The 25402-nt window shown below is 71.8% G+C and carries 21 protein-coding genes, 2 tRNA genes and 1 pseudogene; 4 read left to right on the top strand and 20 right to left on the bottom strand.

Translation table 11 applies throughout. The features are described from left to right. Positions 1–27 precede the first annotated feature (27 nt). The 4 genes from JIW86_RS26640 to hrcA form a co-directional block, all read right to left on the bottom strand. Entirely contained in the window at positions 28–771 is a 744-nt protein-coding gene (locus tag JIW86_RS26640; protein ID WP_257556373.1) for a 16S rRNA (uracil(1498)-N(3))-methyltransferase, read from the bottom strand. Beyond that, positions 768–1859: a nitronate monooxygenase gene (locus JIW86_RS26635; protein ID WP_257556372.1), complete on the bottom strand. Its 1092-nt coding sequence runs from the start codon at positions 1857–1859 to the stop codon at positions 768–770. Before JIW86_RS26635 ends, JIW86_RS26640 begins: the two co-directional genes overlap by 4 nt. A gap of 146 nt (positions 1860–2005) precedes the next feature. After that, complete coding sequence (dnaJ, locus tag JIW86_RS26630) at positions 2006–3145, bottom strand: molecular chaperone DnaJ (RefSeq protein ID WP_257556371.1); 1140 nt, start codon at positions 3143–3145, stop codon at positions 2006–2008. After that, positions 3146–4162: a heat-inducible transcriptional repressor HrcA gene (gene hrcA / locus JIW86_RS26625; protein ID WP_257556370.1), complete on the bottom strand. Its 1017-nt coding sequence runs from the start codon at positions 4160–4162 to the stop codon at positions 3146–3148. It abuts the gene before it with no gap. 146 nt (positions 4163–4308) lie between these two features. Here hrcA and JIW86_RS26620 point away from each other — a divergent pair, with 146 nt between their 5' ends. Together JIW86_RS26620 and JIW86_RS26615 are read left to right on the top strand one after the other, a co-directional pair. Further along, the gene (locus tag JIW86_RS26620) at positions 4309–5034 is read left to right on the top strand and encodes an MBL fold metallo-hydrolase (protein ID WP_257556369.1); all 726 of its coding nucleotides are present in this window, start codon (positions 4309–4311) and stop codon (positions 5032–5034) included. Between the two features lie 28 nt (positions 5035–5062). Then, positions 5063–5860 (top strand): DUF3097 domain-containing protein, encoded by a 798-nt coding sequence (locus tag JIW86_RS26615; protein ID WP_257556368.1) that lies wholly within the window; start codon positions 5063–5065, stop codon positions 5858–5860. 27 nt (positions 5861–5887) lie between these two features. On the opposite strand, the gene JIW86_RS26610 is transcribed toward JIW86_RS26615, so the two are convergent. The 4 genes from JIW86_RS26610 to lepA form a co-directional block, all read right to left on the bottom strand. After that, positions 5888–6499, bottom strand: coding sequence for an HdeD family acid-resistance protein (locus tag JIW86_RS26610; RefSeq protein ID WP_257556367.1), 612 nt, complete (start codon positions 6497–6499; stop codon positions 5888–5890). A 151-nt stretch (positions 6500–6650) separates the two neighbouring features. Then, positions 6651–7883: a radical SAM family heme chaperone HemW gene (hemW, locus tag JIW86_RS26605; RefSeq protein ID WP_257556366.1), complete on the bottom strand. Its 1233-nt coding sequence runs from the start codon at positions 7881–7883 to the stop codon at positions 6651–6653. 57 nt (positions 7884–7940) lie between these two features. After that, a complete protein-coding gene (locus JIW86_RS26600; RefSeq protein ID WP_257556365.1) occupies positions 7941–9830 on the bottom strand; it encodes an AMP-dependent synthetase/ligase in 1890 nt (629 codons plus the stop codon). Between the two features lie 238 nt (positions 9831–10068). Continuing rightward, positions 10069–11934: a translation elongation factor 4 gene (gene lepA, locus JIW86_RS26595; RefSeq protein WP_257556364.1), complete on the bottom strand. Its 1866-nt coding sequence runs from the start codon at positions 11932–11934 to the stop codon at positions 10069–10071. Positions 11935–12132: 198 nt separating this feature from the next. On the opposite strand from lepA, the gene rpsT reads away from it, so the two are divergent. Further along, a complete protein-coding gene (gene rpsT, locus JIW86_RS26590; RefSeq protein WP_215141886.1) occupies positions 12133–12399 on the top strand; it encodes a 30S ribosomal protein S20 in 267 nt (88 codons plus the stop codon). 191 nt (positions 12400–12590) lie between these two features. Here the strand turns inward: rpsT and holA are convergent, their stop codons facing one another. After that, complete coding sequence (holA, locus tag JIW86_RS26585; RefSeq protein ID WP_257556363.1) at positions 12591–13583, bottom strand: DNA polymerase III subunit delta; 993 nt, start codon at positions 13581–13583, stop codon at positions 12591–12593. Positions 13584–13641: 58 nt separating this feature from the next. Here holA and JIW86_RS26580 point away from each other — a divergent pair, with 58 nt between their 5' ends. Further along, positions 13642–13902 carry a hypothetical protein gene (locus JIW86_RS26580; RefSeq protein ID WP_257556362.1) on the top strand — a complete coding sequence of 87 codons (261 nt, stop codon included), beginning with the start codon at positions 13642–13644 and terminating at the stop codon, positions 13900–13902. A gap of 29 nt (positions 13903–13931) precedes the next feature. Here JIW86_RS26580 and JIW86_RS26575 read toward each other — a convergent pair whose 3' ends face one another. The 11 genes and pseudogenes from JIW86_RS26575 to rsfS form a co-directional block, all read right to left on the bottom strand. Continuing rightward, positions 13932–14813, bottom strand: a complete 882-nt coding sequence (locus tag JIW86_RS26575) for a YceI family protein (protein WP_406367114.1) — start codon at positions 14811–14813, stop codon at positions 13932–13934. A 136-nt stretch (positions 14814–14949) separates the two neighbouring features. After that, positions 14950–17325: pseudogene (locus tag JIW86_RS26570) on the bottom strand (ComEC/Rec2 family competence protein); the annotation flags it as partial. Then, positions 17318–18214 (bottom strand): ComEA family DNA-binding protein, encoded by an 897-nt coding sequence (locus JIW86_RS26565; protein ID WP_257556361.1) that lies wholly within the window; start codon positions 18212–18214, stop codon positions 17318–17320. The pseudogene JIW86_RS26570 and the gene JIW86_RS26565, both read right to left, overlap by 8 nt. A gap of 176 nt (positions 18215–18390) precedes the next feature. Next, entirely contained in the window at positions 18391–19236 is an 846-nt protein-coding gene (locus JIW86_RS26560; protein WP_215141878.1) for a DegV family protein, read from the bottom strand. Between the two features lie 130 nt (positions 19237–19366). Then, positions 19367–20113 (bottom strand): hypothetical protein, encoded by a 747-nt coding sequence (locus JIW86_RS26555; RefSeq protein ID WP_257556360.1) that lies wholly within the window; start codon positions 20111–20113, stop codon positions 19367–19369. Positions 20114–20242: 129 nt separating this feature from the next. Further along, the gene (gene leuS / locus JIW86_RS26550) at positions 20243–23128 is read right to left on the bottom strand and encodes a leucine--tRNA ligase (RefSeq protein WP_257556358.1); all 2886 of its coding nucleotides are present in this window, start codon (positions 23126–23128) and stop codon (positions 20243–20245) included. Positions 23129–23387: 259 nt separating this feature from the next. Then, positions 23388–23460: transfer RNA gene (locus JIW86_RS26545), tRNA-Ala, on the bottom strand. 129 nt (positions 23461–23589) lie between these two features. Beyond that, positions 23590–23823, bottom strand: a complete 234-nt coding sequence (locus tag JIW86_RS26540; RefSeq protein WP_008738908.1) for a hypothetical protein — start codon at positions 23821–23823, stop codon at positions 23590–23592. Between the two features lie 143 nt (positions 23824–23966). Continuing rightward, positions 23967–24039, bottom strand: a tRNA-Ala gene (locus JIW86_RS26535). 147 nt (positions 24040–24186) lie between these two features. Then, positions 24187–24843 (bottom strand): histidine phosphatase family protein, encoded by a 657-nt coding sequence (locus JIW86_RS26530; protein WP_257559450.1) that lies wholly within the window; start codon positions 24841–24843, stop codon positions 24187–24189. Then, a complete protein-coding gene (gene rsfS / locus JIW86_RS26525; RefSeq protein ID WP_215141872.1) occupies positions 24840–25286 on the bottom strand; it encodes a ribosome silencing factor in 447 nt (148 codons plus the stop codon). The genes JIW86_RS26530 and rsfS overlap by 4 nt, the downstream gene beginning before the upstream one ends. Between the last annotated feature and the right edge of the window lie 116 nt (positions 25287–25402).

Here is a 25402-nt window from a genome sequence, read left to right as displayed (position 1 = left end):
GACGTCCAGGGGACGTCCAGGGGGTTCCTAGGCCCAGCGCCCGGTACGGGCCAGCAGCACCGCCGTCGCGGCCGTGCCCGCCGTGGAGGTCCGCAGGACGGAGCGGCCCAGGCGGTACGGGTGGGCTCCCGCCTCGGCGAAGACGGCCAGCTCCTCAGGGGAGACCCCGCCCTCCGGGCCGACGACCAGCACGACGGACCCGGCTGCCGGGAGCTTGGCCTCGGCCAGGGCCTCGGAGGGGGTGTCGCGGTCCTCGTGGAGGACCATCGCCAGGTCGGCGCCGGCCAGCAGGGCCGCCACCTGCTTGGTGGACATGGCCTCGGCCACCTCCGGGAAGCGGACCCGGCGGGACTGCTTCCCCGCCTCCCGGGCGGTGGCCCGCCACTTGGCCAGGGACTTGGCCCCTCGGTCGCCGCGCCACTGCGTGATGCAGCGCGAGGCCTGCCAGGGCACGATCGCGTCCACGCCCGTCTCGGTCATGGTCTCCACGGCCACCTCGCCCCGGTCCCCCTTGGGCAGGGCCTGGACCACGGTGATCCGGACGGCCGGTTCGGCTTCCTCGAAGACCCCGGACACGGTCACGACCAGCCGGTCCTTGCCCTCCGCCGCCTTCACGACCGCGTCGGCCCAGCCGCCCCGGCCGTCCGTGAGGACCACCGCCTCGCCCGCGTTCAGCCGCTTCACGGACACCGCGTGCCGGCCCTCCGGGCCGTCCAGGACGAACTCCGGTCCCGCCGGGACCTCTTCGACCACGAACACCGGGGCCGTCATGACGCACTCCTCATCTGCATTGCCTTCAACGTGCTCTGTGCCTCGGCCAGTTCGGCCGCCAGCACCTCCATCAGCTCCCCCGCCGGCAGCGCCCGCGCCAGCCGGTGCCCCTGGCCCGCCCACAGCGCCATGCCCTGCGGGTCCCCGGCCGCGGCGGCCGCCTTGCGCAGCCCCGAGGTCAGGTAGTGGATCTGCGGGTAGGCGGCGGGGGCGTACGGCCCGTGCTCGCGCATGAACCGGTTGACCAGGCCCCGCCCCGGCCGCCCGGAGAAGGCCCGGGTCAGCTCGGTCCGGACGAACAGCGGGTCCGTCAGCGCCTTCTTGTGCAGCGGGTCCGCCCCCGACTCCGGGCAGGCCAGGAAGGCCGTCCCGAGCTGGGCCGCCTCCGCGCCCGCCGCCAGCAGCGCGGCGATCTGCGAGCCCCGCATCAGACCGCCCGCCGCGATGATCGGGAGGGCGACCGCCTCCCGTACCTGGGCCACGAGCGCGAGCAGGCCCACCGACGCCGTGCCGTCGGCCTGCGGATCGTCCCGGTGCGTGCCCTGGTGGCCGCCGGCCTCCACCCCCTGGACGCAGACGGCGTCGGCCCCGGACTCCTGCGCGCAGCGGGCCTCCTCGACGGAGGTCGCGGTGACGACGGTGTACGTACCGGCCTTGCGCAGCGAGGCCAGGACCGCCGGGGCGGGACAGCCGAAGGTGAAGGAGACGACCGGGACCGGGTCCTCCAGAAGAATGGCGAGTTTGGCGTCGTAGCCGTCGTCGCAGGTGCCGATGATGTCCTCGTCGGCGAGGGAGACCTCGTACCAGCTGGCCTCGCCGGCCAGCTGGCCGCGGTACGCCTCCACGGCGGCCGGGTCCACGTAACCGGTCTGCGGCATGAAGAGGTTCACCCCGAAGGGGCGCCGGGTGAGCGCGCGCACCTGCTTGATCTCCTGGTACATGCCGTCGGCGGTCTTGTACCCGCCGGCCAGGAAGCCCAGTCCGCCCGCCTCGCACACGGCGGCGACGAGCGGCGGACACGAGGCGCCGCCCGCCATGGGGGCCTGCACGATCGGATAAGCGCAGAGACCGTTCGGTGCCGAGGACATGCACTGCATCGTGCCATGTCCCGCTCAGGGGACCGAATCACGGCATTCGCCTGGCATAGTCCGCTTCCCGGCGCGGCCGGATCACATACGACGAGCCCGGCCGGGGGCATCCCCGGCCGGGCTCGTCGATGAGAGGTCGCAGACGGTCAGCGACCGTTGAACGCGTCCTTCAGGCGGCTGAACAGCCCCTGCTGACCAGGCGCGAACTGGCCCATCGGCCGCTCCTCGCCCCGCAGCTTCGCCAGCTGGCGCAGCAGGTCCTCCTGCTGGGGGTCCAGCTTGCCCGGGGTGGTGACCTCGACGTGGACGATCAGGTCGCCGCGCCCGCCGCCCCGCAGGTGGGTGACGCCGCGCCCGTGCAGCGGGATCGCCTGACCGGACCCGGTACCAGGCCGGATGTCGATCTCCTCCAGACCGTCCAGCGTCTCCAGCGGGCACTTGGTGCCCAGCGCGGCCGCCGTCATCGGGATGGTCACCGTGCAGTGCAGATCGTCCCCGCGCCGCTGGAAGGTCGGGTGCGGCAGCTCGTGGATCTCCACGTACAGGTCGCCGGCGGGGCCGCCGCCGGGGCCGACCTCACCCTCGCCCGCGAGCTGGATGCGGGTGCCGTTCTCGACACCGGCCGGGATCTTGACCGTGAGGCTGCGGCGGGACCGGACCCGGCCGTCGCCCGCGCACTCGGGGCACGGGGTGGGGACCACGGTGCCGAAGCCCTGGCACTGCGGGCAGGGGCGCGAGGTCATGACCTGGCCCAGGAAGGACCGGGTGACCTGCGAGACCTCACCGCGGCCGCGGCACATGTCACACGTCTGCGCGGAGGTGCCGGGGGCGGCACCCTCTCCGGAGCAGGTGGTGCAGACGACGGCCGTGTCGACCTGGATGTCCTTGGTCGTCCCGAAGGCCGCCTCGTCCAGCTCCAGGTCCAGACGGATCATGGCGTCCTGGCCGCGCCGGGTCCGCGAGCGCGGGCCGCGCTGCTGACTCTGGCCGAAGAACGCGTCCATGATGTCGGAGAAGTTGCCGAAGCCACCCGCTCCGAAGCCGCCCGCTCCGCCACCGCCGCCCGAGGAGGACAGCGGGTCGCCGCCGAGGTCGTAGACCTGCTTCTTCTGCGGGTCCGAGAGCACCTCGTAGGCCGCGTTGATCTCCTTGAAGCGCTCCTGCGTCTTCGGGTCCGGATTCACATCCGGGTGGAGTTCACGCGCGAGGCGCCGGAAGGCCTTCTTGATCTCGTCCTGGGATGCGTCGCGGCGCACGCCGAGAACGGCGTAGTAGTCCGTGGCCACTTACGACTCCGCCAGGATCTGTCCGACGTAACGTGCCACTGCGCGTACCGCTCCCATCGTTCCGGGGTAGTCCATGCGGGTCGGTCCGACCACGCCGAGTTTGGCGACCGTTTCGCCGCCCGAACCGTAACCGACCGAGACGACCGACGTGGAGTTCAGTCCCTCGTAGGCGTTCTCATGCCCGATCCGTACGGCCATTCCCGACTCGTTGACCTCGCCCAGCAGCTTGAGGAGCACGACCTGCTCCTCCAGCGCTTCGAGCACCGGCCTGATCGTCAGGGGAAAATCGTGTCCGAAGCGGGTGAGATTGGCGGTACCGCCGATCATCAGCCGCTCTTCTGCTTCCTCGACCAGGGTTTCGAGGAGCGTCGTGAGCACGGTGGACACCGTGCCGCGGTCGTCGGCCTCGAAGGACTCGGGGAGGTCCTGGACGAGCGGGGGCACGTCGGTGAAACGACGGCCGACGACCCTGCTGTTGAGCCGGGCCCGCAGATCGGCCAGAGAGGCCTCCCCGAAGGGGCTCGGGCAGTCGATCAGCCGCTGCTCGACGCGCCCGGTGTCCGTGATCAGTACGAGCATCAGGCGCGCGGGAGCGAGCGAGAGCAGCTCCACGTGCCGGACGGTCGACCGGGTCAGGCTCGGGTACTGGACGACGGCGACCTGCCGGGTCAGCTGCGCGAGCAGCCGCACCGTCCGGCCGACCACGTCGTCGAGGTCGACGGCGCCGTCGAGGAAGTTCTGGATGGCCCGGCGCTCGGGCGTCGACAGCGGTTTGACCCCCGCCAGCCTGTCGACGAAGAGGCGGTAGCCCTTGTCGGTGGGGATCCGGCCGGCGCTGGTGTGGGGCTGGGCGATGTAGCCCTCGTCCTCCAGCACGGCCATGTCGTTGCGCACGGTGGCGGGCGAGACTCCGAGCCGGTGCCGCTCGGTGAGCGCCTTGGAGCCGACCGGCTCCTCCGTCCCGACGTAGTCCTGGACGATGGCGCGCAGCACTTCGAGTCTGCGTTCGCTGAGCATCGCGCACACCTCCAGCTGTGGTCCGTTGCCATGTTGAAGCTCGGTCGTTGGCACTCTGGTCGTTCGAGTGCCAGAGATCCCCCGCTCAGTGTACGGCCGGGTAGTAAGACCCTGGCAAGGGAGGCCCGCCAGGGTAGCGTCGCGGCATGGACGTGCGTTGGGAAGAGGCGGGCTGGGAAAGGCTGACCGGACGGACCGGCCGTCGGCGGCTCCCGGTGTGGGACTGCACGGTGGGGCTGGTGGTGGGGGACGATTCCGTCCTCCTCGTCGACCCCGGTTCGTGCCTGCGCGAGGGCGCACAGGTGAGGGCGGAGGCCGAGCGGCTGGCGGGCCGGCACGTGACCCATATCGCATTCACGCACGGCCATTTCGACCACATCCTGGGCGCGGCGGCCTTCCCCGGGGCCGAGGTGTACGGGGCGGTCGGGCTGGACGCGCTGCTCGCCACGGGCCGCCAGGAGCTGCGCGGAGACGCGGTGCGGCACGGTCTGGCAGACGCGGAGGCCGCGGAGGCGGTGGACCTGCTGGTGACGCCGAAGCACCTGGTGTCGGGCGAGTGGACGCTGGAGCTGGGCGGGGTGCAGGTGCTCCTGGCCAATGTGGGGCCCGGGCACACGCGCCACGACCTGGCGGTCTTCGTGCCGGGCGAGCGCGAGACGGTGTTCTGCGGGGACCTGGTCGAGGAGTCGGGCGAACCCTTGGCCGGCCCGGACGCGGTGCCCCGGCAGTGGCCCGCGGCCCTGGACCGGCTGCTGGCGCTGGGCGGGGACGACGCGCAGTACGTGCCGGGTCACGGAGCGGTGGTCTCCGCGGCCTTCGTGCGTGCGCAACGCGCCACACTGGCCGCCCGTTTCGGCGTGTCGGGGGCATGACGGCCGCGGCTCTCCTAGTGTCGGCCGGATGCGCGAGTACTCCCCCGACCTGACCCCCCAGTGGAAGCGTTCCAAGGCCGTGCCGGAGGTGGCGGCGGAACCCGATCTGGTGGTCGAGGTGGCCGGTACGGACTTCTGCGGCGCGGTGGTGGCCTGCGAGGCGGGCACGGTGACCCTGGAGGACCGCTTCGGCAAGCGGCGGGTGTTCCCGATGGAGCCGCGGGGGTTCCTGCTGGAGGGCGCCGTCGTCACCCTGGTCCGCCCGTCCCGGGGCCCGGCCGGACCGGCCCGTACGGCCTCCGGCTCGATCGCCGTCCCGGGCGCCCGGGCCCGGGTGGCGCGGGCGGGCCGGATCTACGTCGAGGGCCGGCACGACGCCGAGCTGGTGGAGCGGGTCTGGGGTGACGACCTGCGGATCGAGGGCGTGGTGGTGGAGTACCTGGAGGGCATCGACGACCTCCCGGCCATCGTGGCGGAGTTCGCCCCGGCCCCGGACGCCCGCCTGGGGATCCTGGTGGACCACCTGGTGCCGGGCTCGAAGGAGTCCCGGATCGCCGCGTCGGTGACCTCTCCGGACGTCCTGATCGTGGGCCACCCGTACGTGGACGTCTGGCAGGCCGTGAAGCCGTCGGCGCTGGGCATCCCGGCGTGGCCGGTGATCCCCCGCGGCCAGGACTGGAAGACGGGCATCTGCCGCTCGCTGGGCTGGCCCGAGAACACCGGCGCCGCCTGGCAGCACATCCTGTCCCGGGTGACCTCGTACCGTGATCTGGAGCCCACCCTTCTGGGCGCGGTGGAGCACCTGATCGACCACGTCACGGCCTGACCCGGGGGCGACCGCCCGGCCCGGCGCTCACCCCGGAGGCGTGCGGGTGACCCGGCGGTCGGCGGAGCGCAGTGCGAAGGCCATCACCACTTCGAACACGCCGAGCAGGACGAGCCACAGTCCCAGCAGCCGCGTCAGGGCGACCGCGGAGTCCACCGGGAAGCAGAGGACGACGATTCCGGCGACGGCGCCGAGGGCGCCCAGGCCGAAGGTCAGGCCACGGTGCGGGAGCGCGCGGTCGGCGATCGCGACGTACGCGGTGAGCACTCCGGTCATCAGCCAGAACACGCCGACGACCAGGGACAGCGCGCCGATCGTCTGCATCGGATGCCGCAGCACCAAGACGCCGGCCAGGAACGCCAGCAGGGCGATCAGGACGGCCGCCAGCCGGCTGCCGCCCCCGTCGGTGTGCGAGAAGGCCGTCACGAAACGGAAGCCACCCGCCACCAGGAGCTGCAGGCCGATGATCACGGCCAGGATGTGCAGTGTCTCGTCGGGCCAGACGAGCACCAGGATGCCTGGTATCAGGGTCGCGAGGGCGAAGCCGAGAGCCCAGTGCCACGAGCCTCCGACCTGCTTGAGGACGTCCTCGGGGTCACTTTGCGTGTGCATCGGTGACGCGTCGGAGGGTACGGTCATCACGCCTCCCGGGCCGGCCGAACGGCCTGTAGGGGCACCTCGAAGCCGCCGGACGTACGTTATTTAGCCTTATCGGCCATATTAGGTCGGTTCGTTGCGGCTCGCTGCCCGGGAGGATCCCAGGTCGGACAGGACCCAGGCCGGACGGGGCCTAGTCCACCAGGTCCCGGACCACGGCGTCGGCGAGCAACCGCCCGCGCAGGGTCAGCACGGCCCGCCCTGCCTCGTACGGCCCCGCCTCCAGCAGTCCGTCGGCCAGGGCGCGGCGGGACGCCGCCAGCCCGGCAGGCGCCAGCAGGGACAGCGGGACCCCGTCCACCAGCCGCAGCTCCAGCAGGATCCGCTCCACCCGCCGGTCCTCCTCGGAGAGGAGCTCGCGCCCGGCCCCGGGAGAGCGCCCCTCCGCAAGTGCGGCGGCGTACGCTCCGGGGTGCTTGACGTTCCACCACCGCACCCCGCCCACGTGCGAGTGCGCGCCCGGCCCCGCGCCCCACCAGTCGGCGCCGCGCCAGTACAGCTCGTTGTGCAGGCAGCGCCCGGCCTGCGAGGTGGCCCAGTTCGACACCTCGTACCAGGAGTACCCGGCCTCCGCCATGACCGCGTCGGCGATCAGGTAGCGGTCGGCGTGCACGTCGTCGTCCGTCATCGGGACCTCGCCCCGGCGGATGCGCCGCGCCAGCTGCGTGCCCTCCTCCACGATCAGCGCGTACGCCGAGATGTGGTCGGGGCCGGCGCCGAGCGCGGCGGAGAGCGACGCCCGCCAGTCCTCGTCCGATTCCCCGGGCGTCCCGTAGATCAGGTCCAGGTTGACGTGCTCGAAGCCCGCCGCCCGCGCCTCCGCGACGCAGGCCTCCGGGCGGCCGGGGGTGTGCGTGCGGTCCAGCACCTTAAGGACGTGCTGCTTGGCGCTCTGCATGCCGAAGGAGATCCGGTTGAAGCCGCCGGCCCGCAGCTCGGCCAGGTACTCCGGGTTCACGGACTCCGGATTGGCCTCGGTGGTGATCTCCGCGTCCTCGGCCAGGCCGAACTCGTCCCGGATCGCCGCGAGCATCCGTACGAGGTCCCCGGCGGGCAGCAGCGTCGGAGTACCGCCGCCCACGAACACCGTCCGTACGGCCCTCGGGTCGTCCCCGAGCACCTTCCGGGCCAGGCGCACCTCGTCGATCAGGGTGTCGGCGTAGTTCTCCCGCGAGGCGAGCACACCACCGGTACCCCGCAGCTCGGTGGCCGTGTAGGTGTTGAAGTCGCAGTACCCGCACCGCGTGGCGCAGTACGGGACGTGCAGGTAGAAGCCGAGCGGCCGGTCTCCCGCGCCCGCCAGGGCGTGCGACGGCAGCGAGCCGTCTTCGGGCATGGGTTCACCGTCGGGCAGTGCGGAAGGCATGGACCCATTGTCCCGCACTGCCCCATGGTCGTTTCACGCCTCGGGCTACGCCTCGGGCTACGCCTCGCGCGCGCCCTCGTACATCTCGTCGATCAGGTGCTTGAACTCACGCTCGACGACCGGGCGCTTCAGCTTGAGGCTGGGCGTCAGATCACCGTGCTCGACGTCCAGGTCGCGCGGCAGCAGCCGGAACTTCTTGACCGTCTGCCACTTCTGCAGGCCCTCGTTCAGGGTCTGGACGTACGTCTCGATCAGCCGGGCGGTCTCCGGCGCGGCCAGCACCTGCGCGTACGTCTTGCCCTCCAGCCCGTTCTCGGCCGCCCACGTGAGGATGGACGGCTCGTCGAGCGCGATCAGGGCGGTGCAGAAGTTCCGGTCGGCGCCGTGCACGACGATGGTCGACACGTACGGGCAGATCGCCTTGAACCGGCCCTCGATCTCGGCCGGGGCGACGTACTTGCCGTTCGAGGTCTTGATCAGGTCCTTCTTGCGGTCCGTGATGCGCAGGTAGCCGTCGGGCGACAGCTCGCCGATGTCTCCCGTGTGCAGCCAGCCGTCGGACTCCAGCACCTCGGCGGTCTTCTCCGGCTGCCCGTGGTAGCCCTGCATGATGCCGGGACCGCGCAGCAGCACCTCGCCGTCCTCGGCGATGCGGACCTCGGTGCCGGGGAGCGGCTTGCCGACGGTGCCGGTGCGGTAGGCCTCGCCCGGGTTGACGAAGGAGGCCGCGCTCGACTCGGTGAGGCCGTAGCCCTCGAGGATGTGGATGCCGGCGCCGGAGAAGAAGTAGCCGATGTCGGGCGCCAGGGCGGAGGCGCCTGAGACGGCGGCGCGCAGCTTGCCGCCGAAGGCCTCGCGGAGCTTGGAGTAGACGAGCGCGTCGGCGATCTTGTGCTTGGTGGCGAGGCCGAACGGGGCGGTCGCCTGGCCGGTGCGCCGGAAGTTGTCCTGGGTGACCTTGGCGTACTCGCGGGCGACGCCGACCGACCACTGGAAGATCTTGTACTTGGCTCCGCCGCCGGCCCGGGCCTTGGCGGCCACGCCGTTGTAGACCTTCTCGAAGATGCGCGGAACGGCCGCCATGTACGTCGGCTGCACGATCGGCAGGTTCTCGATGATCTTGTCGATCCGGCCGTCGACGGCGGTCACGTGCCCGACCTCGATCTGGCCGGAGGTCAGCACCTTGCCGAAGACGTGGGCCAGCGGCAGCCACAGGTACTGGACGTCGTCCGAGTGGATCATGCCGGTGGCGACGGTGGCCTTGGCCATGTACGACCAGTTGTCGTGCGGCAGCCGGACGCCCTTGGGGCGGCCGGTGGTGCCGGAGGTGTAGATGAGGGTGGCGAGCTGATCGGCGGTGATGGCCCCGATCCGCTCCTTGACCGCCTCGGGGTGCTTGGCCAGGTACTCCTTGCCGCGCGCCTCCAGATCGGCGAGCGAGAGCACCCAGCCCTCGGGGTCGCCCTCGGCGGCGACCGCGTCCGCGGCCTCCATGACCACCACGTGGGCGAGTTTCGGCAGGTCGGCACGGCGCTCGCGCGCCTTGGCCAGCTGCTTGCCGTCCTCGGCGATGAGCACCCGGCTCTCGGAGTCCGCGAGGATGAACGCCGACTCCTCGGCGTTCGTGCTGGGGTAGATCGTGGTGACCGCGCCGCCGGCGCACATCACGCCGAGGTCGGCGAGGATCCACTCGACCCGGGTGTTGGAGGCGAGCGCGACCCGCTCCTCCGGCCCCAGGCCGAGGTCGGCCAGCCCGGCGGCGATGGCGAAGACCCGCTCGGCCGCCTGGCCCCAGCTGAGCGACTTCCAGTCGTCGGGGCCCTGGCCGTCGGCCGCGGGCACCGGGTACCGGTACGCCTCCGCATGAGGCGTGGCGGCCACGCGCTCAAGGAAGAGGGCCGCCACGGTGGGCGGGCGGTTCTCGATCAAGGTCTGTGTGTCGCTCACGACATCCTCCGGACCGGACCACGCGGCAGTGCGTGGGCGTGGGGCGCTTGGGCGGGCGCTTCGGGACTGGCGGGGTTTGAGACATAGCCAGCAGGTGACTGGCGAGTAACCATCGAGCAGTGATCAGACTAAAGGCCGTCCGCCGCCTGCGTAAGGGCCCGCAAGCGGCCGGTTCATAACGAAAGAGGCCCCCACGCCAGAGCGTGAGGGCCTGCTTCCGCAGCGGTCGCGGGCGGCGCTACTTCTTCTTGCCGCCGGACTCGTCGCTGGAGAGGACGGCGATGAAGGCCTCCTGCGGGACCTCCACGGAACCGACCATCTTCATGCGCTTCTTGCCTTCCTTCTGCTTCTCCAGCAGCTTCCGCTTACGGGAGATGTCACCGCCGTAGCACTTGGCGAGGACGTCCTTGCGGATGGCGCGGATGGTCTCGCGGGCGATCACACGGGAGCCGACGGCCGCCTGGATCGGGATCTCGAAGGCCTGCCGCGGGATGAGCTCGCGCAGCTTGGCGACCAGGCGCACGCCGTAGGCGTAGGCGGCGTCCTTGTGGCAGACGGCAGAGAAGGCGTCGACCTTGTCGCCGTGCAGCAGGATGTCGACCTTGACCAGGCTGCCGGACTGCTCGCCGGTGGGCTCGTAGTCGAGGGAGGCGTAGCCACGGGTCTTGGACTTCAGCTGGTCGAAGAAGTCGAAGACGATCTCCGCGAGCGGGAGCGTGTAGCGGATCTCGACCCGGTCCTCGGAGAGGTAGTCCATCCCGAGGAGGGTGCCGCGGCGCTGCTGACAGAGCTCCATGATCGCGCCGATGAACTCGGAGGGCGCGAGCAGGGTTGCCCGGACGACCGGCTCGAACACGTCCGAGATCTTGCCCTCGGGGAACTCGCTCGGGTTGGTGACGGAGACTTCCTTGCCGTCCTCCATGACGACGCGGTAGACCACGTTCGGCGCGGTGGCGATCAGGTCGAGGCCGAACTCGCGCTCCAGGCGCTCGCGGACCACGTCCAGGTGGAGCAGGCCGAGGAAGCCGACGCGGAAGCCGAAGCCGAGCGCCGCCGAGGTCTCCGGCTCGTATACGAGCGCGGCGTCGTTGAGCTGCAGCTTGTCGAGGGCCTCGCGCAGGTCGGGGTAGTCCGATCCGTCGAGCGGGTACAGGCCCGAGAAGACCATCGGCCGCGGGTCCTTGTAGCCGCCGAGCGCCTCGGTGGCGCCGTTGTGCAGGCTGGTGATGGTGTCACCGACCTTGGACTGACGGACGTCCTTCACGCCGGTGATGATGTAGCCCACCTCGCCGACGCCGATGCCGTCGGCCGGGGTCATCTCCGGGGAGGAGACGCCGATCTCCAGCAGCTCGTGCGTGGCGCCGGTGGACATCATCCGGATGCGCTCGCGCTTGTTGAGCTGGCCGTCGACGACACGGACGTAGGTGACCACGCCGCGGTACGAGTCGTAGACCGAGTCGAAGATCATCGCGCGGGCCGGGGCGTCCTTGGGACCGACCGGGGCCGGAACCGTGGCGACGATCTTGTCGAGCAGCGCGTCGACGCCGAGACCGGTCTTCGCCGAGACGCGCAGCACGTCCTCGGGCTGGCAGCCGACCAGGTTCGCGAGCTCCTCGGCGAACTTCTCCGGCTGGGCGGCCGGCAGGTCGATCTTGTTCAGGACCGGGACGATCGCGAGGTCCTTCTCCATCGCCAGGTACAGGTTGGCGAGGGTCTGTGCCTCGATGCCCTGGGCGGCGTCCACCAGGAGGACCGTGCCCTCGCACGCGGCGAGGGAGCGCGAGACCTCGTACGTGAAGTCGACGTGTCCGGGGGTGTCGATCATGTTGAGGATGTGGGTCTTACCCTGGCCCTCGCCCACGGTCGGCGACCACGGCAGTCGGACGGCCTGGGACTTGATCGTGATGCCGCGCTCACGCTCGATGTCCATGCGGTCGAGGTACTGGGCGCGCATCTGCCGCTGGTCGACCACACCGGTGAGCTGGAGCATCCGGTCGGCAAGCGTCGACTTGCCGTGGTCGATGTGCGCGATGATGCAGAAATTGCGGATCAGCGCCGGGTCGGTACGGCTCGGCTCGGGCACGTGGCTGGGGATCGCGGGCACGCAGTGTCCTGATTCTCGGTCGCAGTCGGAACTCGGAACGAAGTCTGAGTCCTCCCATGGTCCCATGGACGGAGCAGTGCGCTCGGTTTGGGCCGCCAGGAGCGTGCCTGGTAGCCTGGGCAGCTGTGTCTCGTATGCCCTCTCAGCTGTCGAGGCACAATCCGAAGATCAAATCTCTGAACCTGAAAAGGCTCTTTCGTGGCGAACATCAAGTCCCAGATCAAGCGGAACAAGACGAACGAGAAGGCGCGCCTGCGCAACAAGGCCGTCAAGTCCTCGCTCAAGACCGCGATCCGCAAGGCCCGCGAGGCCGTCCTCGCCGGTGACGCCGAGAAGGCCACCGTGGCTTCTCGCGCCGCCGCGCGTGCGCTCGACAAGGCTGTCTCGAAGGGTGTCATCCACAAGAACGCCGCCGCCAACAAGAAGTCGGCGCTGGCCACCAAGGTTGCCTCCCTGCAGGGCTGAGCTCTGATGTGATCGCCGGAACGGACCCAGCGGGCCCTCTCTCCCGCTCCTGACCGGCACCCCGCGCCGTACACGAAGCGTTCGCCACGCGGGTACGGCGCACAAAGGCAATACGACGAAGGCCCCGGCCGGCACCCTTCCCCAGGGTGCGGCCGGGGCCTTCGTGCTACCCGGACAGGTCCGGACAGGGCCTAGCCGCGCTGGGGGCGGGCCGCGCGGGCCACGGCCACGACCGCCTTCTCCAGAGCGTACTCGGGATCGTCGCCGCCGCCCTTGACCCCGGCGTCTGCGGCGGCCACGGCGCGCAGGGCGTCAGCGACGCCGTCGGCCGACCAGCCGCGCATCTGCTGGCGGACCCGGTCGATCTTCCAGGGCGGCATGCCCAGGTCCCGGGCGAGGTCGCCGGGGCGGGCCCCGCGCGGGGCGGAGGCCAGCTTGCCGATCGCGCGCACCGCCTGAGCCAGGGCGCTGGTGATCAGGACCGGCGCCACCCCGGTGGACAGGGACCACCGCAGGGCTTCGAGGGCCTCCGCCGCACGCCCCTCGACCGCCCGGTCGGCGACCGTGAAGCTGGAGGCCTCGGCCCGGCCCGTGTAGTAGCGGCCGACCACGGCCTCGTCGATGGTGCCCTCGACGTCCGCGCACAGCTGCGCCGCCGCACTCGCCAGCTCCCGCAGGTCGCTGCCGATCGCGTCGACCAGGGTCTGGCACGCCTCCGGGGTCGCCGACCGGCCCAGCGTGCGGAATTCGCCCCGTACGAAGGCCAGCCGGTCCGCCGGCTTCGTCATCTTCGGGCAGGCGACCTCCCGGGCGCCCGCCTTGCGCGCCGCGTCCAGCAGGCCCTTGCCCTTGGCGCCGCCCGCGTGGAGGAGGACGAGGATGATCTCCTCGTAGGGCGCGTCGAGGTACGCCTTCACCTCCTTGACCGAGTCGGCGGACAGGTCCTGCGCGTTGCGCACGATCAGGACCTTGCGCTCGGAGAAGAGCGAAGGGCTCGTCAGCTCGGCCAGCGTGCCGGGCTGGAGCTGCTCGGAGGCGAGGTCGCGGACGTCCGTGTCGGCGTCGGCGGCGCGGGCGGCCGCCACCACCTCCCGTACGGCACGGTCGAGCAGCAGGTCCTCCTGCCCCACCGCGAGGGTGAGCGGGGCAAGCGGATCGTCGGTGGAGTTCTTCCTGGTGGCCATCGGCTCCAGCATCCCATGCCGCACTGACAGCCCCCGGCGGCGCGGCCCCCCTGACCCGATGCTCGAGAATGGTCGCGTGAACGTGCGACATGTACTCGTCCTGCCCGACCGTGACGCCGCCGAGGAGGTGGCGCAGGAGGCCCTCGACCGCTTCGGCCTCCCGGAGGAACCGCAGTTGGTCCGCGACGCCCTGGCCGGTGAGGACGACGCCGAGGACGCCCAGTGGCTGGTGGTCGTCGAGGACCCGCGGGAGCTGCTCGACACCGCCTCGCTGGACGCCCTCGCCGCCGAGTACGAGGGCTGGCTGGAGGCCCCGTAGAAGGAGGGGCCGCAGAAGGAGGGCCCGCCTCAGGCCTTGTGGACGATCTGCACGTCCAGCGTCACTTCCACGCTCGAACCGATCGCCGCGATGCCGTGCGCCAGCACCGACTGCCAGTTCAGGGTGAAGTCCTCGCGGTGCAGTTCGGTGGTGGCCCGGCAGGCGGCGCGCGGCTCGCCCTCCAGTCCCGTGCCCAGCCCCAGGTACTGGGTGTCCAGGGTGACGGAGCGGCTGGCCCCGTGGAGAGTCAGGGCGCCCGCGACGGCCCAGCGGCTGCCGCTGCGGTGGATGAACCGTTCGCTGTAGAACTCCACCGTCGGGTACCGGGCGGCGTCCAGGAAGTCGCCGGACCTCAGGTGGTCGTCGCGCAGCCGCACCCCGGTGTCGATGCTCGCCGCATCGATGATCACGTGCATGGAGGAGTCCTCCATGCGGTCGGCTATCCGTACCGCGCCGGCGAAGGTGTTGAACCGGCCGCCGATCCGCGCGAAGCCGATGTGCCGGGCCGTGAAGGCGATCGACGAGTGCGTCGGGTCGAGCTCCCAGTGGCCGGGCTGCGGCAGCAGCGGCGGCTCCACCGCGTCGAGGATGATCTCCCCGGTGCCGGGCTGCGCCGGGTCCCCCACCAGCGTCGCCCCGTGGAACGGCGCGTACCCCTCGGCGGTGACGGAGAGCCGGTACTCGCCCTCCGGCACGGCCGCCGTGAACCCGCCGTACGGGTCGGTCTCGCCCCTGACGATCCGGCGCCCGATCGGGTCGGTCACCTCGAACGTGGCCTGCCTGACCGGCTGGTGGACGGTGTCGAGAACCCGGCAGCTGAGCAGACCCGCCCTCGGTGGCAGTGTCAGTGTCGCGGATGTGTGCGGGCTGGAACTTCCGGCCGTCTCCATCCCCCGTCGGCGTCCGAACATGGCTGATGCACCCCCGTGCTGTGTGGACTTGGACCGTTCTGGCGAAAACGCATTCGATCATGCTGCCGGGTTGTGGGCAAACAGAATGACCGCCCCCGCGATGCCCGCGACGCTCCCGCCGCCGGCCGGCCGGAAACACCCGCATTTCCGGGCCGCTGCCGGACACGGCGATCGACCCGTCGGTGTCGGTGCGCAGTACGGCCGCCCCCGACTCCCGCAGTCGGGCGAGCGTACCGGGTGCGGGGTGCCCGTAACGATTGGCCGCGCCGACGGGGACCACGGCGAGCCGGGGCCGGAGCCGCGCGTACAGCTCCGGGTCCTGGTGCGCGGAGCCGTGGTGCGCGACCTTGACGACATCCACCGGACCCAGGTGCGGATGGTCCCTCAAGAGGGCCTGCTGCGCGGCCGGTTCGAGATCGCCGAGCAGGAGCAGGGTCAGCCCCGCACCCCGGACCAGCAGGGCGACGCTCGCGTCGTTGGGACCCTCGGGCGGCGGCCCGGCCGCCGGCGGCCAGAGCACCTGCCACTCGAGCGGTCCGGCCCGCCACCGCTCCCCCGCCACCGCCCGTACGACGGGTACGCCCGCGCCGGCCGCGGTCCGGTGGACCAACTGCGCCTGCCCCGGCGGCTCTTCCAGCGTGGTGGTCTGAATCACACCCACCGACCGGCCCCGCAACACTCCGGACAGGCCTCCCACGTGGTCGGCGTGAAAGTGCGTCAGCACCAGCATCGGCACCCGGCGCACGCCCAGGGCACGCAGGCAGGCATCCACGGGAGCGGGATCGGGCCCGGCGTCCACCACCAGGGCCTCGCCCGGGCCGAGGGCCAGTACCGCGGCGTCCCCCTGCCCCACGGCGCACTGCACGTAGCTCCAGTCGGGCGGCGGCCAGCCGGTGAGGGTACGGGTGAGCTGCGGCGGCCGCAGTACGGCCAGGAGCAGCAGCACCGCCAGGGCGGAGCAGACCCACCGCCGCCTGCCGATCCGGGCGCCGAGCAGTACGACGGCCACCGTGGCGGCGGCCAGCAGCAGCCCGCCGGTGAGCCCGCCCGGCCAGGCCAGTTCCGCGCCCGGGAGCCGCGCCCCGGCCCGGGCCACGGCGGCGATCCACCCCGCGGGCACCCCCGCGCACCAGGCGAGCACCCGCGCGGCGGACATCCACAGCGGGGCCACGGCGAGCGCCGCGAAGCCGAGCACCGTCGCCGGACCGGCCGCCAGCTCGGCCAGCAGGTTGCACGGCACCGCCACGAGGCTGACCCGGGCGGAGAGCGCCGCGACCACGGGCGCGCACACCGCCTGGGCGGCCGCGGCGGCCCCCAGCGCCTCGGCGAACCGGGGCCGCATCCCGCGCCCGCGCAGGGCCACGCTCCACCGGGGCGCGAGGGTGAGCAGGGCGCCGGTGGCCAGGACCGAGAGCAGGAATCCGTAACTGCGGGCCAGCCAGGGGTCGTAGAGGACCAGCAGCAGAACGGCGGCGCCCAGCGCCGGGATCAGGGACCTGCGCCGCCCCGTGGCGAGGGCCAGCAGGGTGACCGCCCCGCAGGCCGCGGCCCGCAGCACGCTCGGCTCCGGCCGGCACACCACCACGAACGCCAGCGTCAGGGCCGCCCCGCACAGGGCGGTGGCCCGCAGCGAGAGCCCGAGCCGGGGCGCCAGCCCGCGCCGCTCGGCCTGCTGCGCACGGGCCGGGGGCCCGATGAGCAGGAACAGGACCACGGTCAGGTTGGACCCGGACACGGCCAGCAGGTGCAGCAGGTCGGTGGCCTTGAAGGCCTCGTGCAGATCGGGCGGAACCCTGGACGTGTCCCCGACGACCAGCCCCGGCAGCAGGGCCCTGGCATCCGGCGTCAGCCCCTCGGTGGCCTCGCGCAGCCCGGCCCGCAATCGCCCGGCGAGCCGCTGCGCGGTGTCCGGGCCGCCGGTCACCGCAGGCGGGGTGTCACCGGCCGGCCGCAGCAGTGCCGCGGCCCGCTCGCCCTCCCGCGCCGGGGCCAGCCGGGCGACGACCGCCACCCGGGTGGAGGGCAGCAGCCGGGCCCATCCGGGGTGCCCGGCCAGCACCCGCACCGGGGTCTCGACCCGGGTCCGCGCCCCGTCGGGCCCGGTCACCCCGGTCACCACCGCGTCCAGCACCACCACCGGCGGCCCGCTTCCCCTCCGGGTGACCCGCGGATCGGAACCGACGGTGAGCTCCGCGAGGACTCGGGCGTGCTCCCGGGCCAGTTCCGCCACGGGCCCGGCCCGTGCCTCGGCCCGCTGGAGCCCGGCCACCCCGGCCCCCGCGCAGGCGCACAGCAGGGCCGCGGCCAACGCCGGGGCGGCTCTCCACCGGGGTCCGGGACTCCGGCACCCGGTCAGGAGCAGCAGCCCCGCTCCGGCCACGCCCACGCCCACCCCGACGGCGGTCGGTCCGGCGGGCGCGTCCAGGGCGAGGGCGGCCGCCGCCCAGGCGGCCAGGGCCGGCGCCACCAGGCGGAGTCCGCCGGCCCCGCGGCCTCGAGGCGGTTCACGGCCGCACCAGCGTGCGCAGGTCGGCGAAGCGCCGTTCGCCGATCCCGTTGACCTGCCGGAGCTCCTCCACGGAGCGGAAGCCCCCGCGGGCGGTGCGAAAGTCCACGATGTGCTGCGCCAGCACCGGCCCGACCCCCGGCAGGCCGTCCAGCTGCTCGACGGTGGCCGAGCCGAGGCTGAGCGGGCCCGGACTCGGCCCTCCCCCGCCCGGCGGAGGCTGCGCAGGGGCTCCCACGAGCACCTGCTCGCCGTCCACCAGCACCCGGGCCCTGTTCAGTCCGGTGGTGTCCGTACCGGGCCGCACACCCCCCGCGGCGGCCAGTGCGTCCTCGACCCGCGAACCCGCAGGCAGCCGCCGTACGCCCGGGTCCCGGACCTTGCCGCCGATGTCGACGACGACCCGCGCGGCGCCTCCCGCCAGGGGCGGTGCGGTCGCCGCGGCCGCAGCCGGCGCCGCCGCCGGGGTGATCACCGCGGGCGCTGTCACCGGCCTCGGCCGGGCCGACCAGAACTGCTGCGCGGCGAAGCCGACCGCGATGACCAGCACCACCCCGGCCGCGGCCACCGTGCGCGGCTCGACCCCGCAGCGGGCCTGGAACCACACCGGCAGCCGCTCCCGCAGGGCCAGCCTCCGCGCCACATCGGGAGACAGCCCGGCGGTCTCCTCGGCCGGGGGCCCGGGATCGGCCTCGGGCGGGGGCGGCGGCGGACTGCTGCCGCCGAGCAGGGCTTCGGCCCGACGGCGCACGGCTTCCGGCTCCGCATGAGGGGCCCGGTGGCCGCGGCGGAGGCCATGGCCGCGGCGGTGTCGCAGACGGCCGTCGGAGAGACGGGGTCGGCCCGGGCCGCTGGTGGCGCCCGACGGAGGCGAAGTACGCGTTCGAAGAGTCATGCCACGACGGTAGGTACGAATCCCGACCCCCGTTCGGAACCCTCAATTCCGGTGGACAACAGCCCCGTTGTGGATATCCGTGCCACTCGTTCCGGTGATCCGCACGGCGATCCACACAACGCTCAGCCCCGTGCTCGCCCCGGCGCTCAGCCCCGTGCTCGGCTCCGCCCCGCTGTTCAGCGCGGCGAGACGACCGCCGCCAGCAGCCCCGGCCCGGTGTGCGCGCCGATCACCGCACCGACCTCGCTGACGTGCAGTTCGACCAGCCCAGGAATGCGTTCCCGCAGCCGCTGGGCGAGCTTCTCAGCACGCTCCGGCGCCGCCAGGTGGTGAACCGCCACATCGACGCTGCCCGACCCGGCGCGCTCCACGGCCAGCTCCTCCAGGCGGGCGATGGCCTTGGAGGCCGTACGCACCTTCTCCAGCATCTCGATCCGCCCGTCGGCCAGGGTCAGCAGCGGCTTCACCGCCAGGGCCGAGCCGAGGAGGGCCTGGGCGGCCCCGATCCGCCCGCCGCGGCGGAGGTAGTCGAGGGTGTCGACGTAGAAGTACGCGGACATGTTCGCCGCCCGCTTCTCGGCGGCGGCCACCGCCTCGTCGACGGAACCGCCCGCCTCGGCCACCTCGGCGGCGGCGAGCGCGCAGAAACCGAGGGCCATCGCGACCATGCCGGTGTCCACGACACGGACGGGCACGGGCGCGGTCCTCGCCGCGACCACGGCGGCGTCGTAGGTACCGGAGAACTCGGCGGACAGGTGCAGGCTCACGATGCCGGTCGCACCCGCGTCCGCGGCCGCCCGGTACGCCCGGACGAACTCCTCCGGGCTGGGCCTCGAGGTGGTGACCGAACGGCGCTTCTGCAGGGCCAGGGCGAGGCTGCGCGCCGAGATCTCGGTGCCCTCCTCCAGGGCCTCGCCGCCGAGTACCACGGTGAGCGGGACGGAGGTGATTCCGTGCCGCGCCATGGCCGGTTGGGGCAGGTAGGCCGTGGAATCGGTGACGATGGCGACATGGCGGGACATGAGCCGGAGGTTACCGCCAGTGGGGGTGGGACGGCAGCCTGGGCCCCTCGGCGGGGCCGCTGACCGGGTCCCGGCAGCGGCCAGAGCCTACGGCACCCAGGTCACGGCATCCGGCCCCGCACGCCCCGGATCAGGTGGTGCTCTCCGGCCGGCGTGCCTTCTGCCAGGGGTACTGGGGCGCCGGAGCGGCCCGGTTCAGCGCCGCCGGCCCCGGCCCCGAACCCGCACCCCGGCCATGCGCCGCCTGCGCCTGCGCAGCGCCCTGTGCCGCACCCTGCGCCTGCGCCGCGTCCCACGCCGCGGCCGCCGCCGTCAGGTCGTCCACCGACTCCCGCGACCAGTCCCGCAGCGCCCCGGACTCGACCTCGATCTGCTCCGACAGCGTGGACAGGTCGTCGGCCGCGAACCGGCGCGCACGATCCCGCGCGGCCCACCGCAGCGAGTCCGCCGCCTGCGTGATCTTGGCGGTGCGCTCGCGCAGGTCGGGCAGGCTCTCGGCGATCCTCTGCCGGTCCGGCTCCTGCTCCAGCCGCTTCAGCTCTGCGTCCAGCTCCTGCCCGTGCTCGCTCAGCCGCCGGAACAGCCCGATGGACTCCTTCAGCGAGGCATCCGACCGGACCCCGTCGGACAGCGCCTGCTGTGTCGCCCGCATCGACATCCGCAGGTCCAGCCGCAGCTGCGCCAGTGCCCCCGCGACCCCGACCTGGCCCAGGCTCCTGGCCCGCAGCGTGGTGTCCTCCACCGTCCGGCGGGCCTGTGTGATCGTACGATCCACGCCGCGCTTGGCCGCCTTCACCACCTTGACCGTGGCGTACACGCCCAGCCCCAGGAAGGCGAAAAGCACCATCAGCGCGAAGATGATCAACGCGGCCTCCATGAGTGTCCCTTCCCCGGTCCCCGCTGCTCTTGTCCGTCCCCTCCACCGTAAACGCCACAGGCAGGTTGAGGGTTCCAATCGAACCCCCAACCTGCCCGTACGGGATGTCCCCCATGGCAAGCGGGTGACTCAGATGACGATGTTCACCAGCTTCGGCGCGCGCACAATCACCTTGCGGATCTCCGCACCGCCCAGGGCCGCGACCACGCCCTCATCGCTGACCGCCAGCTGCTCCAGCTCCGCGTCCGAGATCGTCGGCGGCACCTCCAGGCGCGCCTTGACCTTGCCCTTGACCTGCACCACGCACGTCACGCTCTCGTCCACGACGTACGCCGGGTCCGCGACGGGGAAGTCCTGGTGGACCACCGTGTCGCTGTGGCCCAGGCGGTGCCACAGCTCCTCCGCGATGTGCGGGGCCAGCGGGGCGACCAGTCGCACCAGCGCCTCGGCGACCGGCCGCTCCAGCGGGCGCCCGGCCTTGGTCAGGGTGTTGTTCAGCTCGGTGATCTTCGCGATGGCCGTGTTGAACCGCAGCCCCGCCATGTCCGAGCCAGCCCCGTCGATGGCCTTGTGCAGCGCGCGCAGCGTGTCCTCGCCGGGCTCCCCGTCCACGACGGTGACCTGGCCGGTCTCCTCGTCGACGATGTTGCGCCACAGACGCTGCAGCAGCCGGTACTGGCCGACCACGGCCCGGGTGTCCCACGGGCGCGAGACGTCCAGCGGGCCCATCGCCATCTCGTACAGGCGCAGGGTGTCCGCGCCGTACTCCTCGCAGATCTCATCGGGCGTGACGGCGTTCTTCAGGGACTTGCCCATCTTGCCCAGCTCGCGCTTGACCGGCTCGCCCTCGAAGTAGAACTTGCCGTCGCGCTCCTCGACCTCCGTGGCCGACACCGGGAAGCCGCGCTCGTCGCGGTAGACGTACGCCTGGATCATGCCCTGGTTGTAGAGCTTGTGGAACGGCTCGACCGACGAGACGTGACCCAGGTCGAACAGCACCTTCGACCAGAAGCGGGCGTACAGCAGGTGCAGCACCGCGTGCTCGGCGCCGCCCACGTACAGGTCGACACCGCCGTGCGGCTGACCCTCGCGCGGGCCCATCCAGTACTGCTCGATCGCCGGGTCGACCAGCGCCTCGGAGTTGTTCGGGTCCAGGTAGCGCAGCTCGTACCAGCAGGAACCGGCCCAGTTCGGCATGGTGTTGGTCTCGCGCCGGTAGCGCTTGACGCCCTCGCCGCGGCCCAGGTCCAGCTCGACCTCGACCCAGTCCGCCTTGCGGGACAGCGGGGTCTCCGGCTTGGAGGTGGCGTCGTCCGGCTCGAAGGTGCGCGGCGAGTAGTCCTCGACCTCCGGCAGCTCCAGCGGCAGCATCGACTCGGGCAGCGGGTGGGCGACGCCGTCCTCGTCATAGACGATCGGGAAGGGCTCGCCCCAGTAGCGCTGGCGGCTGAACAGCCAGTCGCGCAGCCGGAAGTTGACCGTGCCCTCGCCGATGCCGCGCCCGGCCAGCCAGTCGGTGATGGCGGCCTTGGCCTCGACGACGCCCAGGCCGTCCAGGGAGATGCCCTCGCCAGCGGAGTTGACCAGCTTCGCCTCGGAGGAGACGAAGGCGTCGTCCCACTCGGCCGGGTCGGTGCCCCGCCCGTCGTTCGGCTGCACGACGCAGCGCATCGGCAGCTCGAAGGCGCGCGCGAACTCGAAGTCGCGGCCGTCGTGCGCCGGTACGGCCATGATCGCGCCGGTGCCGTAGCCCATCAGCACGTAGTCGGCGATGAAGACCGGGACCTTCTCGCCGCTGACCGGGTTGACCGCGTACTCACCGGTGAAGACACCGGTCTTGTCCTTGGCCTCGGCCTGACGCTCGACGTCGGACTTCGAGGCGGCCTGCTTGCGGTACGCGGTGACGGCGTCGGCCGGCGTGGCGTGTCCGCCGGTCCACACCTCGTGGGTGCCCTCGGGCCAGGCGGCCGGAATGAACTTCTCGACCAGCGGGTGCTCGGGCGCCAGCACCATGTAGGTGGCGCCGAACAGGGTGTCCGGGCGGGTGGTGAAGACGGTGATCGCCTCGTCGCCCAGCGGGAAGTCGACGCGCGCGCCCTCGCTGCGGCCGATCCAGTTCCGCTGCTGCAGCTTGATGGCCTCGGGCCAGTCCAGCGCGTCCAGGTCGTCCAGCAGCCGGTCCGCGTAGGCGGTGATGCGCATGTTCCACTGGCTCAGCTTGGCCTTGAAGACCGGGAAGTTGCCGCGCTCGGAACGGCCGTCGGAGGTGACCTCCTCGTTGGCCAGTACGGTGCCCAGCCCGGGGCACCAGTTGACGGGCGCGTCCGAGGAGTACGCCAGCCGGTACTCGTTCAGTACGTCGGCCCGCTCGCCCGCGGTCAGGTCCGCCCAGGCGCGGCCTCCGGGCACCTCACGGGAGCCGCTCTCGAAGTCGGCGACCAGCTCGGCGATCGGACGGGCCTTGCGCGCGTCCGTGTCGTACCAGGAGTTGTAGATCTGCAGGAAGATCCACTGGGTCCACTTGTAGTAGTCCGGGTCGATCGTCGCGAAGGACCGGCGCTTGTCGTGGCCCAGGCCCAGCCGGCGCAGCTGGACCTTCATGTTCTCGATGTTCGCCTCGGTCGACACGCGCGGGTGCGTACCGGTCTGCACCGCGTACTGCTCGGCCGGCAGGCCGAAGGCGTCGAAGCCCAGGGTGTGCAGGACGTTGTGCCCGGTCATCCGCTGGTGGCGGGCGAAGACATCGGTGGCGATGTACCCGAGCGGGTGGCCGACGTGCAGCCCCGCGCCGGACGGGTACGGGAACATGTCCATGATGAACTTCTTGGGCCGTGCGACCACCGCGGCCGCCTGAATTGAATCAGTACCGGCCAGGTCACCCGTCGGGTTCGGGGCCTCGTACGTGCCCTGCGCGTCCCATACGTCCTGCCAGCGTGCCTCGATGTCGGCGGCCATGGCAGCCGTGTAACGGTGCCCCTCGGCCGCCTCGGGGGCCGGGGTGTTCGTCTCGCTCATGATTTCTGAAGCTCCATCGATCGTCTCTGCCGTCTCTGCCTGCCCAAACGAAAAAACCCCTCGCACAGGAGGGGACGCCGCGCCGATGCCGACCGTCTGGAAGGGTCGGTACTGATCAGCGCGGCTCGGTAAGCAGAAGGCGTACGGCACGCATGGCGTCAGGGTACCGCAGCGGCCCCCGCCGACGCTCTGCCGTTCCGAACGGTGAGCACACGACGAGAAGCGGGCCACCCGATCCGGGTGGCCCGCTTCTTCACTGTGGAGCTAAGGAGAATTGAACTCCTGACCTCCTGCATGCCATGCAGGCGCTCTACCAACTGAGCTATAGCCCCTTGTCTTGCCTGCCGCCCGGCTTCCGTTTCCGGCTCTCCTTGGCGACGTCCCAAACATTACACGGTCATGGCCCTGGTCCAAAAATCGGTTTCCGTCGACCGAAGGCCATGCCCGATTTGACCTATCCGTCACGCTCTTGCGAACTGATAGAACCGCTTGAGCGTGCAGTGCTCGTCGAGCAGCCGGCCGTAGATCGGCTCCCCCTCCAGCTCACGGTACGTCTCGATCGGGTCGCCTTTTATGATCAGCGCCCGCGCGCATTCCTCGCACCAGTACTGGTAGTCGGGGTTGACCGGGTCCATGTCCCGCACGATCGGCGTGCCGTTGTTGCACCAGTCGCACCGGCGCCGGTGTGCACCCATCCGTCAGCGACTCCCTCCCGCATCGGGCCGTCGTCTCCCCCTCCGGCCGTCCGATTCTGCCATGCAAGTGCAGGCCGGGTCAGCAATCGCAAAGGGTACAAAAACAAGGATCCCGCCCCCTGTTGGGGACGGGATCCTGATTGTGGAGCTAAGGAGAATTGAACTCCTGACCTCCTGCATGCCATGCAGGCGCTCTACCAACTGAGCTATAGCCCCGCTCTCCGCCGCGCTCCCCCCGTCTCCGGTGTTCCGCGCTGCGAACAAGAAGAACTCTAGCCTGTGACCAGCCGGAAAGTGAAATCCGGGTGGCAGCCCCGGCGGGGAGCGGCGGAGGAGCGGCGGACAGGCCGCCGGGAGCTCGGCTCAGTCGTCGTCGCCGAGCACCGGTTCCGGCAGCGTGCCGGCGTTGTGCTCCATCAGACGCCAGCCGCGCGCGCCTTCACCGAGGACGGACCAGCAGCAGTTGGAGAGCCCGCCCAGGCCCTCCCAGTAGTACGAGTCCAGGCCCAGCAGGCGGCCGATGGTCGTACGGATGGTGCCGCCGTGGCTGACCACGACGAGGGTGCCGCCCTCCGGCAGCCGGTCGGCGTGCTCCAGCACCACCGGCGCGGCGCGGTCGGCGACCTCGGTCTCCAGCTCACCGCCGCCTCGGCGGACCGGCTCGCCGCGCTTCCACGCCGCGTACTGCTCGCCGTACTTCCCGAGGATCTCGTCGTGCGTCAGGCCCTGCCACTCACCGGCGTACGTCTCGCGCAGCGCCGCGTCGTGCGTCACGGTCAGCCCCGTGACGGAGGCCAGCTCCTCGGCGGTGGCCGCCGCGCGCTGGAGGTCGGAGGCCACGATGGCGTCCGGCTTCAGCGAGGCGAGCAGCCGAGCGGAGCGGCGCGCCTGCGCCACTCCGGTCTCGGTCAGCTCGATGTCCGTGGAGCCCTGGAAGCGCCGCTCCAGGTTCCACGCGGTCTGGCCGTGCCGCCAGAGGACGATCTTCCTGCCGGACTTGCCCGTGGTGGTCGTGCTCAGAACAGATCACCGTCCAGTTCGTCGTCGCCGGCCGCCTCGCGCAGCTTGGCGTGCTCCTCGGCCTTGCCGATGGTGAGCTTGGCGTCCTCGGGCAGCTCGATCTCGGGGCAGTCCTTCCACAGGCGCTCCAGCGCGTAGAAGACCCGCTCCTCGCTGTGCTGGACGTGGACGACGATGTCGACGTAGTCGAGCAGGATCCAGCGGGCGTCGCGGTCGCCCTCGCGGCGCACCGGCTTGGCGCCGAGCTCCTTGAGCAGGCGCTCCTCGATCTCGTCCACGATCGACTTGACCTGGCGGTCGTTGGGCGCCGAGGCGAGCAGGAAGGCGTCGGTGATCGACAGCACGTCGCTGACGTCGTACGCGATGATGTCGTGCGCGAGCCGGTCAGCCGCGGCCTGGGCGGCGGTGGTGATGAGCTCGATGGAGCGGTCCGTGGCGGTCACTGGCCATGCTTTCGGGTTGGCGGGCAGATCCTTACAAGGGTCTCATGTACCGCCGACACCGCCCGCGCGGAACGTTCCGCGCGGGCGAAACCACATGTCAGAGCCTCGGATCCGGG

The organism is Streptomyces sp. NBC_00162 (assembly GCF_024611995.1).
Classification (GTDB): Bacteria; Actinomycetota; Actinomycetes; order Streptomycetales; family Streptomycetaceae; genus Streptomyces.
The sequence above is the reverse complement of the archived record's forward strand: the minus strand, read 5'-3'. Positions and strand labels throughout refer to the sequence as shown.